Genomic DNA, 14,208 nt, shown 5'->3' with positions numbered 1-14,208 from the left:
CCTATCATCACCCAGCCGTCCGGAGCGCGTGCAGGGCGGCCGAGACCAGGTCGGGGGCGGCCCCGTCGAGCCACCGGACCCGCAGGTCCCGGCGGAACCAGGACCGCTGGCGGCGGGCGAAGCGGCGGGTGGCGCGGATGGTGTCCTCGTACGCCTCGGTCTCGGTGAGCTCCCCGGCGAGCGCGCCCAGCACCTGTCGGTAGCCCAACGCCCGGTTGGCGGTCCGCCCCTCGCGCAGACCCCGGCCGACCAGTTCCCGGGTCTCGGCGACCAGTCCGTCGGCCCACATCCGGTCGACGCGTACCGCGAGCCGCTCGTCCAGGGCCTCCGTGTCGAGGTCGACACCGAGCTGCACGGACGGGTAGTACGGGGTGGGTTCGGGCAGGGAGGCGACGAACGGCGCCCCGGTCAGCTCGATGACCTCCAGGGCCCGGACGATCCGTCGGCCGTTGCCGGGCAGGATGGTCGCCGCCGCCACCGGGTCCGCCGCGCGCAGCCGTTCGTGGAGCGGAGCGGGACCGGCGTCGGCCAACTCCTGCTCCAACCGCTCACGCAGCACCGGGTCGGTGCCTGGGAACTCGAACCGTTCCAGGACGGCCCTGACGTACAGCCCGGAGCCGCCGACCAGCAGCGGCACCCGCCCCCGGGCCAGGATGTCGTCGACCGCCGCGCGGGCCAGCCGCTGGTACCCGACGACGCTGGCGGGCTCGGTGACCTCCCAGATGTCGAGCAGGTGGTGCGGTACGCCCGCACGTTCGGCCGGGGTCAGTTTCGCCGTCCCGATGTCCAGCCCCCGGTAGAGCTGCATGGAGTCGGCGTTGACCACCTCCCCGCCGAGGGCGTGGGCCAGGGCGATGCTGAGCGCGGACTTGCCCGCCCCGGTGGGTCCCACCACCGCCACCACCGCCCCCGGCCGGAGACCGGACCCGGAAGAGTCGGGCCGCAGACCGGACCCGGACGGGTCGGGCAGGGGTGGTCGGGGCGGCTCGGGGCCGGTCACGCGACGACCTCGTCGGGGTCGTCGACACGGTGCCAACCCGCGACGAAGTAGGCCACCCCGTAGGGCACGCACTGGTGGTGCAGCCGCCCCCGCCAGGTGCCACCGGAGGCCTCGACGGCGGCGGCGAGCACCTGCCAGGGGGCCCGGCCGGCGGCCAGCAGCTGCGCCGACAGGTCGGGGTCCAGGTCGAGCAGGGCGGCACGGTCCGCGTCGGTCAGGGCCGCGGCGACCCCCTCGTCGTACGCCTGGGCACGCGGGTCCTCGTACCCGGGGGCGGAGGTGCTCCGGCAGGCCGACCCGTCCCCCAGGACCAGCAGGGCGGTGCGTGGGTCGGCCCGTCGGGCCAGCTCCTCGCCGAGGGTGGTGCACTCGGCAGGGGTGGCGTCGACAGCCACCGCCTCGGCGAACCGGGGTCGCCCGGTGTCCTGGCGTCCGAGCAGCCAGGCACCGATGGTGAGGCTCAGCGGCAGCCGGTCGCCGCCCGCGCAGTTGGTCTTCCAGAACCGCACGTACCGGTCCAGTCCGTACCGGTGCAGGGAGCCGTAGTCGGCGGTACCGAAACGGGTGGTCTCCGGCCCGCCACCGACCAGCAGGATCTGCTCCGGTTCGGCCGCGAGCAGGTCGGCCACCGCCGCGTGGCAGGCGGCCCGGAGTTCGTCCAGCTCGGGGGCGGCGGCACCGGCCAGCTCGGGGACGAGCAGCGGCGGATGCGGACAGACGGCGGCGGCGACCAGGGGCACCGGGCAACCGTATCCGCCGCCGCGCGGCCCGCTTCGGCACACCCCGCCGGCCGGTGCGGCCGCCGGGTCACTGGGCCTGGTCGCCCCAACCCCCCTGGATCATGGTCTGGAACCGCCACTCGCCGCCGACCTTGACCAGGACGTCGGCGTACCGGACCCGCTGCCGTCGGCCGTCGACGGTGAAGTCGGCGTCGGTGAGGACCACCGCGAGGCTGCCGGTGAGGAAGTGCGGGGTGCGGCGGGACTCCATCTGCAGGTCCGCCGGCCCGCCGAGGACCCCCGCCATCATCTCCAGGTACGCCGCCCGGTCCAGTTGTCGCGCCGACGCCTCGCCGGTGGCGTCGTCGGTGACGGTGTTCAGCGGGAACAGGGCGAGGTCGGCGGTGCCGGTCACGTCGCCGGCGGTGGCGAGGGCGTCGTAGCGGCGGAACCAGTCGTCGAGCGCGGCGAGGTCCTCGGCGCTGGGCACGAAGCCGGTGTCGGCCGGGGGCGTGGTCTGCGGTCGGCTGTCGGTCAAGGGTTCTCCTCCCGGCGTCCGGCGGACGCTTGTCGTACATTGTACGGTACGGCTACCGGACCGGCTGCCGGTTTTGTCACGGGGGTCCCCACCGGGCAGTAGGACACCGTATGGTCACGGTCGGCGATAGGCGCTCGACGCGGACCCGGTCAGACCTGTGACAATGCCGGGAGTAACTTGCTGCGCCGTGGCGGCGATCGCGGGTCACACCCGTCGACGCCGGGAAGAACGAGGATGGGCACATGAGCGACTGGACTGCCTTCGGACGGGTCGACGAGGACGGCACCGTCTACGTCAAGACCTCCGACGGCGAGCGGGTGGTCGGATCCTGGCAGGCGGGCGCACCCGAGGAGGGACTGGCTCACTTCGCCCGCCGCTTCGCCGACCTGGTGACCGAGGTGGACCTGACCGAGGCCCGGCTGAACTCGGGAGCCGCGGACGCGGCTCACTCGCTGACCACCGTCCGCCGGATCCGCGCCTCGCTGCCGGAAGCGCACGTGGTGGGTGACATCGACGCCCTCGCGGCCCGGCTGGACAAGCTCGCCACCGTCGCCGAGGAGAAGGCCGGCGAGGCCCGGGCCGCGCGGGACGCCGCCCGTGTCGAGGCGCTGGCCCGCAAGACCGCCCTCGTCGAGGAGGCGGAGCAGCTGGCCGCCGAGGCCACCGGCTGGAAGTCCGCCGGGGACCGCCTCAAGGAGATCCTCGACGAGTGGAAGACCATCCGCGGCGTCGACAAGAAGACCGACGGCGAGCTGTGGAAGCGTTTCGCCGCCGCCCGGGACGGCTTCACCCGCCGCCGTGGGGCGCACTTCGCCTCCCTGGACGCCCAGCGCAAGCAGGCCCAGACGGGCAAGGAGGAGCTGGTCGCCCGAGCCGAGAAGCTGAAGGACTCCACCGACTGGGCGACCACCGCCAACCAGCTCAAGGAGCTGATGACCGAGTGGAAGGCCGCCCCGCGCGCGTCGAAGGAGGCCGAGCAGAAGCTCTGGGAACGGTTCCGCGCCGCGCAGGACGAGTTCTTCACCCGCCGCAGCGAGGTCTTCTCGGCCCGGGACAACGAGCAGCGGGCCAACCTGGAGCGCAAGCAGGCCCTGCTGACCGAGGCCGAGGCGCTCGACGTCGAGGCCGACCCGAAGGGCGCCCAGGCCAAGCTGCGTGACATCCAGGCCCAGTGGCACGAGGCGGGCCGGGTGCCCCGTGAGGCCGCCGCCGGGCTGGAGCGCCGGATGCGGTCGATCGACGACAAGGTCCGCGAGGTGATGGACTCCGCGTGGCGGCGGACCGCGCCGGCCGACAACCCGCTCCTGGCCCAGATGCGTGACCAGGTCGCCGAGGCCGAGCAGCGGTTGGCGCGGGCCCAGGCCGCCGGGGACACCCGCCGGATCCGGGAGGCCGAGCAGGCCCTGTCCTCCAAGCGGCAGTTCCTCCAACTCGCCGAGCAGGCCGGCTGAGCAGAGCCGACCGGCCAGAAGCCCCCGTTCCGTTCCGGGACGGGGGCTTCGTCAGGTCCTCGGGCTGATCCCCGAGACCCGGCTCCGGGGGTGCCGGTGTCGCGGCCCCGGTGGGGTCAGCGTGCGGCGCAGCCGGTGGTGGGCACCGGCGACTCCGCCGGCGGCCCCATCGTGGGGAGCCCGAGCAGGACTCCCGGGGTACGCGGTGCGCGGCCCGCCTCGGCAGCGTCCCCGGCCCGGGTACGCCGGTGGGCCACCGGCTCCCCGTCGGCGTTGAGGTGGTGCGGGGCGGCGTACGTGACGGTGGTGTGGACGATGTCCCCGGGCCGGATCCGCCCGTCGAGGGAACCGGCGTCGAAGTGGACCAGTCGGCCGTCCCGGGCCCGGCCGGAGAGCCTGCCGGTCCGCTCGTCCTTACGCCCCTCGCCGAGGGCGACGAGCACCTCGACGGTCTCCCCCACCAGCTTCCTGTTCTCCGCCCAGGTGATCTCCTCGACCGTGGCGATCAGCCGCTCGTAGCGTTCCTGGACCACCTCCTTGGGCAGTTGGCCGTCCATCGTGGCGGCCGGGGTGCCGGGACGCTTGGAGTACTGGAACGTGAAGGCGGAGGAGAAGCGCGCCGCACGGACCACGTCGAGGGTCTGCTGGAAGTCGGCCTCGGTCTCGCCGGGGAACCCGACGATGATGTCCGTGGTGATCGCCGCGTCCGGCATCGCCGCCCGGACCTTCTCGATGATGCCGAGGTACTTCTCGGAGCGGTAGGACCGACGCATCGCCCGCAGGACGTCGTCCGACCCGGACTGCAGGGGCATGTGCAGCGAGTGGCAGACGTTCGGGGTCTCGGCCATCGCGGCGATCACGTCGTCGGTGAAGTCCTTCGGGTGGGGGCTGGTGAACCGGACCCGCTCCAACCCGTCGATCTCCCCGGTGGCGCGCAGGAGCTTGCCGAAGGCGTACCGGTCGCCGAACTCGATGCCGTAGGAGTTGACGTTCTGCCCGAGCAGGGTCACCTCCAGGACACCGGCGTCGACCAGGGCACGGACCTCGGCCAGGACGTCGCCGGGGCGGCGGTCCTTCTCCTTGCCCCGCAACGACGGCACGATGCAGAAGGTGCAGGTGTTGTTGCACCCCACCGAGATCGACACCCAGCCGGCGTACGTCGACTCCCGGCGGGTGGGCAGGGTCGACGGGAAGACGTCGAGGGACTCGAGGATCTCCACCTCGGCGGCGGAGTTGTGCCGGGCCCGTTCCAGCAGGACCGGCAGGGAGCCGATGTTGTGGGTGCCGAATACCACGTCCACCCAGGGCGCCTTGCGGACGATCTCGCCCCGGTCCTTCTGGGCCAGGCAGCCGCCCACCGCGATCTGCATCCCGGGGTTGCGGCGCTTGGCCGGACGCAGGTGTCCCAGGTTGCCGTAGAGCCGGTTGTCGGCGTTCTCCCGGACCGCGCAGGTGTTGAAGACCATGACGTCGGGGTTGTCGTCGCCCGCACCGGTCCGTACGTAACCGGCCTGCTCCAGCAGCCCGGAGATGCGTTCCGAGTCGTGCACGTTCATCTGGCATCCGTACGTCACGACGGTGTAGGTCTTCGCCACCGGTGCAGCGCCCCTTTCCTCGGGCTACCAGGGTAGCCGTCCGGGTACCGGGGCCGTGGGTGACCTATCCTCGGCTCAGAGGCCGCCGAGCCTGCAGCGCGAGGAGAAGCCGATGTGCCGCAGCATCAAGACCCTGCGTGAGCCGTACGTCCCGGTGGTGACCCAGGCCGACATCGAGGCGGCGGCGTTGCAGTACGTCCGCAAGATCTCCGGGTTCCGGGCCCCCGCCGCGCACAACGCCGCTGCCTTCGACGCGGCGGTGACCGCGGTCGCCGCGGCCACCCGCACCCTCCTCGACGAGTTGGTCGTCCGGGGCGGCTCCCCCCGCCCCCCGCAGGCCGCCGGCTCCTGACCCGCCCGACCGGCGGGCGGCGATCGCTCGGCCCCGGGGTGGATCAGGCCGCAGCGAGCGCCGGACCCACCGAGTCGGGTGCCCACCGCGACCTGTGGCACTGCGACCACCCCCGGCAGCCCGGGTGTTCCAGGCTGCACAGCCGTCGACCGCTGAGCACCTCCCCCTCGTCGGTCTCGGTCACCTCGAAGTGCACCGGACGGATGGTGCCCTCGGGTGCGACGAGCAGGTGCCGTCCGGCGTCGAGGGTGTCGTCGCGCAGCACGCACTCCCGCCCCAGCAACCGGGCCAGGGCCGCCACGCAGGTCAACTCGGACAACTGCTCCGGGACGCCGTAACAGTCCACGATGGTGCCGAACTCGCCCGGTGCCTCCCAGACGTCGCAGACCACCGCGTACGCCGGCAGCCGGGCCGGATCGGCCAACGCCAACGGCATCACCACCCGGCCGAGCGCCTCGGCCAACGCCGGGTACACCACCACCGGTGCCGCCCCGTCGATTCTCCAGTTCCACAGCTCGGTCATTCCGCGCCTCCTCGCTGTGCTCGTTCCACCGGCCTCCGAATCGGGCCTTATGACGATGGTGCGGGGCATATGACCGCAGCCGGGGGCAAGTTACCGGTCTGTGACCATTCTGGGCAAAATTTCCGATACCGCCGTCGCTCAAGGTAGCGGAAAGATGACAGTTTATCGGGTACGGTGCCCCGCCGGCACGGGCCGACGAGGCCGTGTCCCCACTTCCCGACGCCGATCACCCGCCATGGTCAACGGAGTACCACCCGGTGCTCACCGGGCGGCAGCAGCTCACCGATCACAGCGGCTCCCGGCACCTCCCCGGCCACCAGCAGACCCCCCGAGGTCTGGGCGTCGGCCAGCAGGAGCCGGTCGGCCTCAGTGGCGGCGCCGAACTCCGTCCACGGGGCCACCCAGTCCAGGTTGCGCCGGCTACCGCCGCTGACGAACCCGTCCCGCACCGCCTCCCGCGCCCCCGTGAGCAGCGGCACCCGGCCCACCTCGATCGCCACCGTCAGCCCACTGGCCCGGGCCAGCTTCGAGGCGTGCCCGAGCAGCCCGAAGCCGGTCACGTCGGTGCCGCACCGGATCCCGGCCGCCACCGCCGCCCGCGCCGCGTCCCGGTTGAGGGTGCTCATCGCCTCGACCGCCTCGGGGAAGACCTCACCCGTCGACTTGTGCCGGGTGTTGAGCACCCCCACCCCGAGCGGCTTGGTCAACGACAGCGGCACCCCGGCCCGACCCGCGTCCAGAGTGATCAACTCCTCCGGGCGGACCAGGCCGGTCACGGCCAACCCGTACTTGGGTCCGTCGTCGTCCACGCTGTGCCCACCGGCCAGGTGACAACCGGCCTCCCGGCACACGTCCTGCCCGCCGCGCAGCACCTCCCGGGCCAACTCGACAGGGAGAACGTCCCTCGGCCAGCAGAGCAGGTTCAGGCCCACCAACGGGGTGCCGCCCATCGCGTACACGTCGGAGAGGGCGTTCGCCGCCGCGATCCGACCCCAGTCGTACGGGTCGTCGACCACCGGGGTGAAGAAGTCGGCGGTGGTCACCACCCCGGTCCGCTCGTCGAGGCGTACCACTGCGGCGTCGTCGCCGTGGTCGAGCCCGACCAGCAACTCGGCCGTACCGGTGGCCGGTCCGAGTCCGGCCACCATCGTCTCCAACTCCCCGGGTGGGATCTTGCAGGCGCACCCGCCACCCCGGGCGTACCGGGTCAGTCGTACCGGTTCGGTCATCCTGCGATGGTGTCCCGGCGTACGTGTCGAACGCCACCGTGGCACCCCGTTGCGGCTCGGATTTCGGATTCCGGACACGACTCCGGACGGGTGTTACACCCTCGTGACCATTTGGCTTGCATAGCGCCACGCCGCCCCGCCTACAGTTGCCCAAACCGGGGGTTCATCCGATCCCGGTTTCCGGTGAGGACAGGGACGGTGGGCGACGTGACGACGGGCGAACCGGTCATCGTGCAGGATGACGCGCCGAAGGGCGAACCGCTCATCGTGATGGATGCGGTAAACAAGCACTTCGGGCCACTGCACGTGCTGCAGGACGTCTCCCTCTCGGTCGACCGGGGCGAGGTGGTGGTGGTGATCGGCCCCTCCGGCTCCGGGAAGTCGACGCTGTGCCGGACGATCAACCGCCTGGAGCCGATCGACTCGGGCACCATCACCTTCGACGGCCGGCCGCTGCCGGCCGAGGGCAAGGCGCTGGCGAAGCTGCGCAGCGAGGTCGGGATGGTCTTCCAGTCGTTCAACCTCTTCGCGCACAAGACCATCCTCGAGAACGTCACCCTCGGTCCGATCAAGGTCCGCAAGGAGAAGCCGGCCGCCGCCCGGGAGCGGGGCCTGGCCCTGCTCGACCGGGTCGGCATCGCCAACCAGGCCGAGAAGTTCCCGGCCCAGCTCTCCGGCGGTCAGCAGCAGCGGGTCGCGATCGCCCGGGCGTTGGCCATGCAGCCCAAGGCCATGCTCTTCGACGAGCCGACCAGCGCGCTCGACCCGGAGATGGTCGGCGAGGTGCTCGACGTGATGACCTCGCTCGCCAAGGAGGGGATGACCATGGTCGTGGTCACCCACGAGATGGGCTTCGCCCGGCACGCGGCCAACCGGGTGATCTTCATGGCCGACGGCCGACTCGTCGAGGACGCCGTCCCGACCGAGTTCTTCGCCAACCCGCGCAGTGAGCGGGCCAAGGACTTCCTGTCGAAGATCCTGACGCACTAGTTGCGTCTGTTGTGGAACTTGCCGCCCCCGGCGAGCTCCGTCTAAGCCCTCCCGATGGGGCTTGTGTCAGAAGGAGAAGAACATGCGTATCAAGCGCGTAGCGGCGCTCGCCGCGACCGCCGCCCTGGCGGTCACCATGACGGCCTGCGGCGGCGACGAGGGCTCCGGGGAGGGCTCCGGCTCGGGTGCCAGCGGCATCGTCGGCAAGGCGGAGAACCAGAAGAAGCTGGTGATCGGCGTCAAGGGCGACCAGCCCGGCCTGGGCCTGCAGACCGGCAACCAGTACGAGGGCTTCGACATCGAGATCGGCAAGATCATTGCCAAGGGTCTCGGCGTCGAGGAGAGCGGCATCGAGTGGAAGACCACGGTCTCCAACAACCGTGAGCCCTTCATCCAGCAGGGCACCGTCGACCTGGTCGTGGCCACCTACACGATCAACGACGAGCGCAAGCAGAAGATCAACTTCGCGGGCCCGTACTTCATGGCCGGTCAGGACCTCCTGGTCAAGACCGACTCGACGATCACCGGCCCGGACCAGCTCAACGGCAAGACCGTCTGCTCGGTCACCGGCTCCACCCCGGCCAAGCGGATCCAGGAGGAGTACCCGCAGGCCAAGCTCCAGCTGTTCGACTCGTACTCCAAGTGTCTGCCGGTCCTGGACAACGGCCAGGTCGACGCGCTGACCACCGACGACATCATCCTCGCCGGCTACGCCGCCCAGGACCAGTACGTCGGCAAGTTCAAGGTGGTCGGCAACACCTTCTCCGAGGAGCCGTACGGCATCGGCCTCAAGAAGGAGGACACCGCCGGCTGCGAGAAGGTCAACGAGATCCTGAAGGCGGCTGCCGAGGACGGCACCTACAAGGCCGCCTGGGACGCCACCGTCGGCAAGAGCGGCACCCCGGCTCCCGAGCTGGACACCACCAAGCTGACCAACTGCTCCGCCTGATTCGAAACGGGGCCGGCATCGTCGTGATGCCGGCCCCGCCCTGTGTCGACACCGATCTCGTGCCCGGGGAGCCGATGGATGCACGTATTCGCTGATCCGACGAACTTCGACGCCTACCTGTCGGGCTTCCTCTGGATCCTCAAACTGACCGGCGCCTCGGCGGTTCTCGCGCTGGCGCTCGGGGTGTTCCTCGCCGCCATGCGGGTCTCACCCGTACCCGTGCTACGGGGTTTCGGTGCGGCCTGGGTCAACATCTTCCGTAACACCCCCCTCACCCTGGTCATCTTCTTCTGCTACTTCGGCCTCTTCTCCACCCTCGGGCTGAGGCTGTCGGACGACCTCAACCTGAACAACTACTGGCTCGGCGTCGTGGGCCTGTCGGTCTACACCTCCGCCTTCGTCTGCGAGGCCATCCGATCCGGGGTCAACACGGTTCCCGCCGGGCAGGCCGAGGCGGCGCGGGCCGTCGGGCTGAGCTTCGCCCAGACCCTGCGGATCGTGATCCTTCCCCAGGCCGGGCGGGCCGTCGTCGCTCCCCTGGGCAGCATCCTCATCGCCCTGTGCAAGAACGCGACGATCGTCGGCACCATCGGCCTGCTGGAGTCCTCGAACATCATGAAGGACCTGATCAACAGCAACGGTGACGCCGTCATCCCGATCTTCCTCGTCTTCGCCGGCACGTTCGCCGCGTTCCTGATCCCGACCGGTTATCTCTTCGGCTGGCTGGCCAACCGACTGGCGGTGAAGCGCTGATGAGCACTCTCCTCTACGACCACCCGGGACCCAGGGCGCGCATCCGCAACCGGATCCTGAGCGTCGTCTTCGGCATCGGTCTGGCCGCCGTCCTGTGGTGGGTGTACGCGAAGTTCGACCAGGCCAACCAGTGGGAGGGCTGGCTCTGGAAGCCGTTCACCGAGGCGGCCACCTGGACCCAGTTCATCCTGCCGGGTCTGCGTGCCACCCTCTGGGCGGCAGCGGTCGCCATGGTCCTCTCCCTGGCCTTCGGCATCATCTTCGCCGTCGGCCGGCTGTCGGACCACTGGTGGATCAGCATCCCGGCCGGTGCCGTCGTCGAGTTCTTCCGGGCCGTACCGCTGCTGTTGATGATCTTCTTCATCTTCTACGGCGTGCCGTTCCTGATCCAGGGGCCGGTGTCGGCGTTCTGGGCGGTCGTCGTCGGCCTCACCCTCTACAACGGCTCGGTCCTCGCCGAGGCGTTCCGGGCCGGTATCCGGTCGGTGCCCACCGGGCAGTCCGAGGCGGCGTACGCCGTCGGCATGCGCAAGAGCCAGGTGATGCAGCTGATCCTGGTGCCGCAGGCGGCCCGGGCCATGCTCCCGGTCATCGTCAGCCAGCTCGTGGTCCTGCTCAAGGACACCGCCCTCGGCTACATCGTGGCCTTCCCCGAGCTGCTGCAGCGCGGCGTCAACGACCTCTCGGCCAACCGTGGCAACGTGGTCGCCGCCGCGATGGTCGTAGCCGTCATCTACATCGTGCTCAACTCCCTGCTCACCTCGCTGGCCGGATGGCTCGACCGGCGCTCCTCCCGTCGGGCCTTCCGGATCTCGAAGCAGACCCCCAAGCCCGGCCCGGGCGGTACCGCGACGGCCGGCAACGTCACCGGCGTCACCGAGCCACAGGGCTGACCCGACAGTCCCGTAACGACACCGAGGCCGAACCCGTTCCGCGGGTTCGGCCTCGGTGTCTGTGCTGCGCCCCGACGGCCCCGGTCGAACGCCATGGGCCTCGGTCCGAGCGCCCCGGTCGAACGCCATGGGCCTCGGTCCGAGCGCCCCGGTCGAACGCCATGGGCCTCGGTCCGAGCGCCCCGGTCGAACGCCATGGGCCTCGGTCCGAGCGGACCCGTGCCCGGGTCCGAGAGCCGACCCACCCGGCCGGTGTCGGTGGGGTGGGCGCCTAACGGGCGATCTCGGTGACCCGGGACTCCCGGACGACTGTCACCCGGATCTGACCGGGGTAGGTCAGCTCCTCCTCGATCTGCTTGGCCACGTCCCGGGCCAGGACCGCCGCACCGATGTCGTCGACGTCGTCGGGCTTGACCATCACCCGGATCTCCCGGCCCGCCTGCATCGCGAAGACCTTGTCCACGCCGAGCTTGCCGGCCGCGATCTCCTCGATCCGCTCCAGCCGCTTGACGTACGCCTCCAGGCTCTCCCGCCGTGCCCCCGGTCGCCCACCGGAGCAGGCGTCGGAGGCCTGGGTGAGGACCGCCTCGACGGTCTGCGGCGGAACCTCGTTGTGGTGCGCCTCGATGGCGTGCACCACGTCCTCGGTCTCGCCGTACTTGCGTGCCAGGTCGGCCCCGATGATCGCGTGGCTGCCCTCCACCTCGTGGGTGAGCGCCTTGCCGATGTCGTGCAGGAACGCCGACCGTTTGATCGTCGGCACGTCGAGCCGCAGCTCGGCGGCCATGATCCCGGCGATGTGCGCGGTCTCCACCAGGTGCTTGAGCACGTTCTGCCCGTACGAGGTCCGGTACCGCAACCGGCCGAGGTAGGTGACCAACTCCGGGTGGATCTCGGTGATCCCGACCTGGACGAGGGCGTCCTCGGCGGCGCGCAGGCAGAGCTCCTCCACCTCCTGGCGGGCCAGGTCGTGGACCTCCTCGATCCGGTGCGGATGGATCCGGCCGTCGAGGACCAGCTTCTCCAGAGTCAGTCGCCCGACCTCCCGGCGGACCGGGTCGAAGCAGGAGAGCAGCACCGCCTCAGGGGTGTCGTCGATGATCAGGTTGACCCCGGTGACCGACTCGAAGGCGCGGATGTTGCGCCCCTCCCGGCCGATGATCCGCCCCTTCATCTCGTCGCCGGGCAGGTGGAGCACGCTGACCACGCTCTCGGCGGTCTGCTCGCTGGCCACCCGCTGGATGGCGTCCACCACGATGTGCCGGGCGCGCTGTTCGGCGGTGCTGCGGGCGTCGGACTCGATCTCCCGGACCAGCAGCGCGGCCTCCCGCTTGGCCTGCCCCTCGATCGCCTCGACGAGTTCGGTGCGGGCGGTGTCGGCGGTCAGTCCGGCGACCCGCTCCAGTTCCCGGCGACGCTGCTCCTCCGCCTCGGTCAGGGCCTCCTCGCGTCGGACCAGCTCCGCCTCGCGGGCCGCGAGGGCCGCGCCGGCGGCGGTGAGCTGCCGCTCCCGCTCGGCGAGCCGCTCCACCTCCTCGGTGTGCAGGCGTTCCCGCTCGTCCATCCGGGTGGCCCGCCGGTCCACCTCGGCGGCCTGCTCCCGGGTGGTGGCGGCCAGGACGGCCACCTCCCGCTCGCCGCTGCGGCGGGCTGTGGTCCGCAGTTGCTCGGCGTCCGCCTCGGCCTGCTTGTGGGCCCGCTCCAGGACGGTGTCCGCCTCGATCCGGGCGGTGTCGAGCACCCGACCCGCCTCGGCCCGGGCGGCCTTCGCCTCGGCCTTGGCCGCCGCCGCCTCGGCCCGGGCTGCGGACGCCGCCGACTTCGCCACGTCGATCGTGCTGTTGGCCTCGTCCGCTGCGGTCCGCAGGGCGGCCAGGGACTGCTCCTGCCGGTCCTTCTCGGCCACGAACGCCGGGTCCTCGGGGGCGGGGGCCGCCGAGAGTCGGCGGATCACTCGCATGCCGAACAACACCGCACCGACCACGACAAGTGTCAGAATCACGACTGTCAGCAGGAGTACGACGTCGACGGCGTTCATTCGGCCGCCTCCGTGGGGCCACCGGTGAACCTCTGCCGCCCAGCCATGGCCGCCTCCCCTGCACGTCGGCGCCGCAGTCGCCGCGCCGGTGGGCACGCCTACTACGGCTCTGGACGCCCGACCGGAGCGCCTGGCCTGGGTGGCTCACCGTCGGTCGCGCCCCGACTGGGGACACCACCGACGGGGGTGCAGTTGTCGGGTCAGCAGCCGACGGCGCGGGCGGCGAAGGGCCGTCCGCGACGAAGAAAGCTGACCAAAGTGTTGCTGTTCCGTTATGCCATCTATGTTGTGCGCTTAGCCTGCACTGGTCGGGCAAATTGAGCTTGTAAGGCGAGGCTAGGTCTCCGAGTGCCCTCCGGTCAAGGAGTCATGATCGAACCCCCCGAACGGAGCGAAGTGGAAAAGTCACTCCGTGCCCACCGGCGGATCGGACATCGCCGGACAGATGCGGTGATGTCCGAGGGGGAGACTCAGCGGTCGAGGTCGCCCTCGGACTCGGCCAATGCGTCGGCGTCGATCCGGTCGGCGAACTCGGCCGCCTCGGCGCTCTGCGCGGCGAGGGCGTCCTTGACCGCCCGGATCGCCACCCCGGCCGGGTAGCCCTTACGGGCCAACATGCCGACCAGCCGGCGAAAGACAGCATCGGGCTCGCCCCGGACGGTCCGCAGCTTCCGGTCCACCAGCGCCCGTGCCGTCTCCGCCTCGGTCTCCTCGTCGATGGCGTCGAGGGCCGGGGCGGCCACCTCCTGGTCCACCCCGCGTTGGCGAAGCTCGTTGGCGAGCGCCCGACGCGCCAGTCCCCGGCCCGAGTGTCGGCTCGACACCCAGGCCCGGGCGAAGGCGGCGTCGTCGACCATGCCGACCTCGTCGTACCGGTCGAGGACCTCGGCGGCAACCTCCTCGGAGATCCCCCGTCGGGTCAACGCTGTCGCCAGCTCCGCCCGGGTGCGCGGCCGGACGGAGAGCTGGCGCAGGCAGATCTCCCGGGCCAGCTCCGCCTCCCGGCGGGCCGCCTCGGCGGGACTCGGAGGTGAGGCCTCGGCCGCTCCCTGGGTCGGGTCGTCGTGGTCCCCGTCGGAGCCGACACGTCGACCCCGACGGGGGCGGGGGGTGGCATCGCCCGCGCGGGAAGGGCCGGCATCCCAGCCCCGCCCCGTGCGGGCGCGTCGTCCTGCCAC

The 14,208-nt window shown here is 71.3% G+C and carries 14 protein-coding genes; 6 read left to right on the top strand and 8 right to left on the bottom strand.

From position 1 onward, the window contains the following. Positions 1-7: 7 nt before the first annotated feature. From miaA to WHN02_RS11570, 3 genes are all read right to left on the bottom strand, one after another. Positions 8-946: a tRNA (adenosine(37)-N6)-dimethylallyltransferase MiaA gene (miaA, locus tag WHN02_RS11580; protein ID WP_434743920.1), complete on the bottom strand. Its 939-nt coding sequence runs from the start codon at positions 944-946 to the stop codon at positions 8-10. Between the two features lie 50 nt (positions 947-996). Beyond that, on the bottom strand, positions 997-1,740 hold the full coding sequence (locus WHN02_RS11575; RefSeq protein WP_434743319.1) for a class III extradiol dioxygenase subunit B-like domain-containing protein: 744 nt from the start codon (positions 1,738-1,740) through the stop codon (positions 997-999). Between the two features lie 67 nt (positions 1,741-1,807). Further along, positions 1,808-2,257, bottom strand: a complete 450-nt coding sequence (locus tag WHN02_RS11570) for a hypothetical protein (RefSeq protein ID WP_434743318.1) — start codon at positions 2,255-2,257, stop codon at positions 1,808-1,810. A 242-nt stretch (positions 2,258-2,499) separates the two neighbouring features. On the opposite strand from WHN02_RS11570, the gene WHN02_RS11565 reads away from it, so the two are divergent. Further along, positions 2,500-3,708 (top strand): DUF349 domain-containing protein, encoded by a 1,209-nt coding sequence (locus WHN02_RS11565; protein WP_434743317.1) that lies wholly within the window; start codon positions 2,500-2,502, stop codon positions 3,706-3,708. A gap of 116 nt (positions 3,709-3,824) precedes the next feature. Here WHN02_RS11565 and miaB read toward each other — a convergent pair whose 3' ends face one another. Then, positions 3,825-5,264: a tRNA (N6-isopentenyl adenosine(37)-C2)-methylthiotransferase MiaB gene (gene miaB, locus WHN02_RS11560; protein WP_434743919.1), complete on the bottom strand. Its 1,440-nt coding sequence runs from the start codon at positions 5,262-5,264 to the stop codon at positions 3,825-3,827. Positions 5,265-5,415: 151 nt separating this feature from the next. On the opposite strand from miaB, the gene WHN02_RS11555 reads away from it, so the two are divergent. Next, the gene (locus WHN02_RS11555) at positions 5,416-5,655 is read left to right on the top strand and encodes a DUF2277 family protein (protein WP_434743316.1); all 240 of its coding nucleotides are present in this window, start codon (positions 5,416-5,418) and stop codon (positions 5,653-5,655) included. A gap of 43 nt (positions 5,656-5,698) precedes the next feature. Here WHN02_RS11555 and WHN02_RS11550 read toward each other — a convergent pair whose 3' ends face one another. Both WHN02_RS11550 and selD read right to left on the bottom strand, forming a co-directional pair. Further along, positions 5,699-6,178 carry a hypothetical protein gene (locus tag WHN02_RS11550; protein WP_434743315.1) on the bottom strand — a complete coding sequence of 160 codons (480 nt, stop codon included), beginning with the start codon at positions 6,176-6,178 and terminating at the stop codon, positions 5,699-5,701. A 239-nt stretch (positions 6,179-6,417) separates the two neighbouring features. Next, positions 6,418-7,407 (bottom strand): selenide, water dikinase SelD, encoded by a 990-nt coding sequence (gene selD, locus WHN02_RS11545; protein WP_434743314.1) that lies wholly within the window; start codon positions 7,405-7,407, stop codon positions 6,418-6,420. 270 nt (positions 7,408-7,677) lie between these two features. Here selD and WHN02_RS11540 point away from each other — a divergent pair, with 270 nt between their 5' ends. From WHN02_RS11540 to WHN02_RS11525, 4 genes are all read left to right on the top strand, one after another. Continuing rightward, positions 7,678-8,397 carry an amino acid ABC transporter ATP-binding protein gene (locus WHN02_RS11540; RefSeq protein ID WP_434743918.1) on the top strand — a complete coding sequence of 240 codons (720 nt, stop codon included), beginning with the start codon at positions 7,678-7,680 and terminating at the stop codon, positions 8,395-8,397. 82 nt (positions 8,398-8,479) lie between these two features. Continuing rightward, entirely contained in the window at positions 8,480-9,346 is an 867-nt protein-coding gene (locus WHN02_RS11535; protein ID WP_434743313.1) for a glutamate ABC transporter substrate-binding protein, read from the top strand. A gap of 78 nt (positions 9,347-9,424) precedes the next feature. After that, positions 9,425-10,099, top strand: a complete 675-nt coding sequence (locus tag WHN02_RS11530; protein WP_434743312.1) for an amino acid ABC transporter permease — start codon at positions 9,425-9,427, stop codon at positions 10,097-10,099. Then, the gene (locus tag WHN02_RS11525) at positions 10,099-10,992 is read left to right on the top strand and encodes an amino acid ABC transporter permease (protein ID WP_434743311.1); all 894 of its coding nucleotides are present in this window, start codon (positions 10,099-10,101) and stop codon (positions 10,990-10,992) included. The genes WHN02_RS11530 and WHN02_RS11525 overlap by 1 nt, the downstream gene beginning before the upstream one ends. 271 nt (positions 10,993-11,263) lie before the next feature. Here the strand turns inward: WHN02_RS11525 and rny are convergent, their stop codons facing one another. Then, entirely contained in the window at positions 11,264-13,030 is a 1,767-nt protein-coding gene (rny, locus tag WHN02_RS11520; RefSeq protein ID WP_434743310.1) for a ribonuclease Y, read from the bottom strand. Positions 13,031-13,500: 470 nt separating this feature from the next. Beyond that, positions 13,501-14,208, bottom strand: coding sequence for a regulatory protein RecX (locus WHN02_RS11515; protein ID WP_434743309.1), 708 nt, complete (start codon positions 14,206-14,208; stop codon positions 13,501-13,503).

The sequence above is a fragment of the Micromonospora sp. SH-82 genome (genome assembly GCF_051132485.1).
GTDB lineage: Bacteria > Actinomycetota > Actinomycetes > Mycobacteriales > Micromonosporaceae > Micromonospora.
The sequence above is the reverse complement of the archived record's forward strand: the minus strand, read 5'-3'. Positions and strand labels throughout refer to the sequence as shown.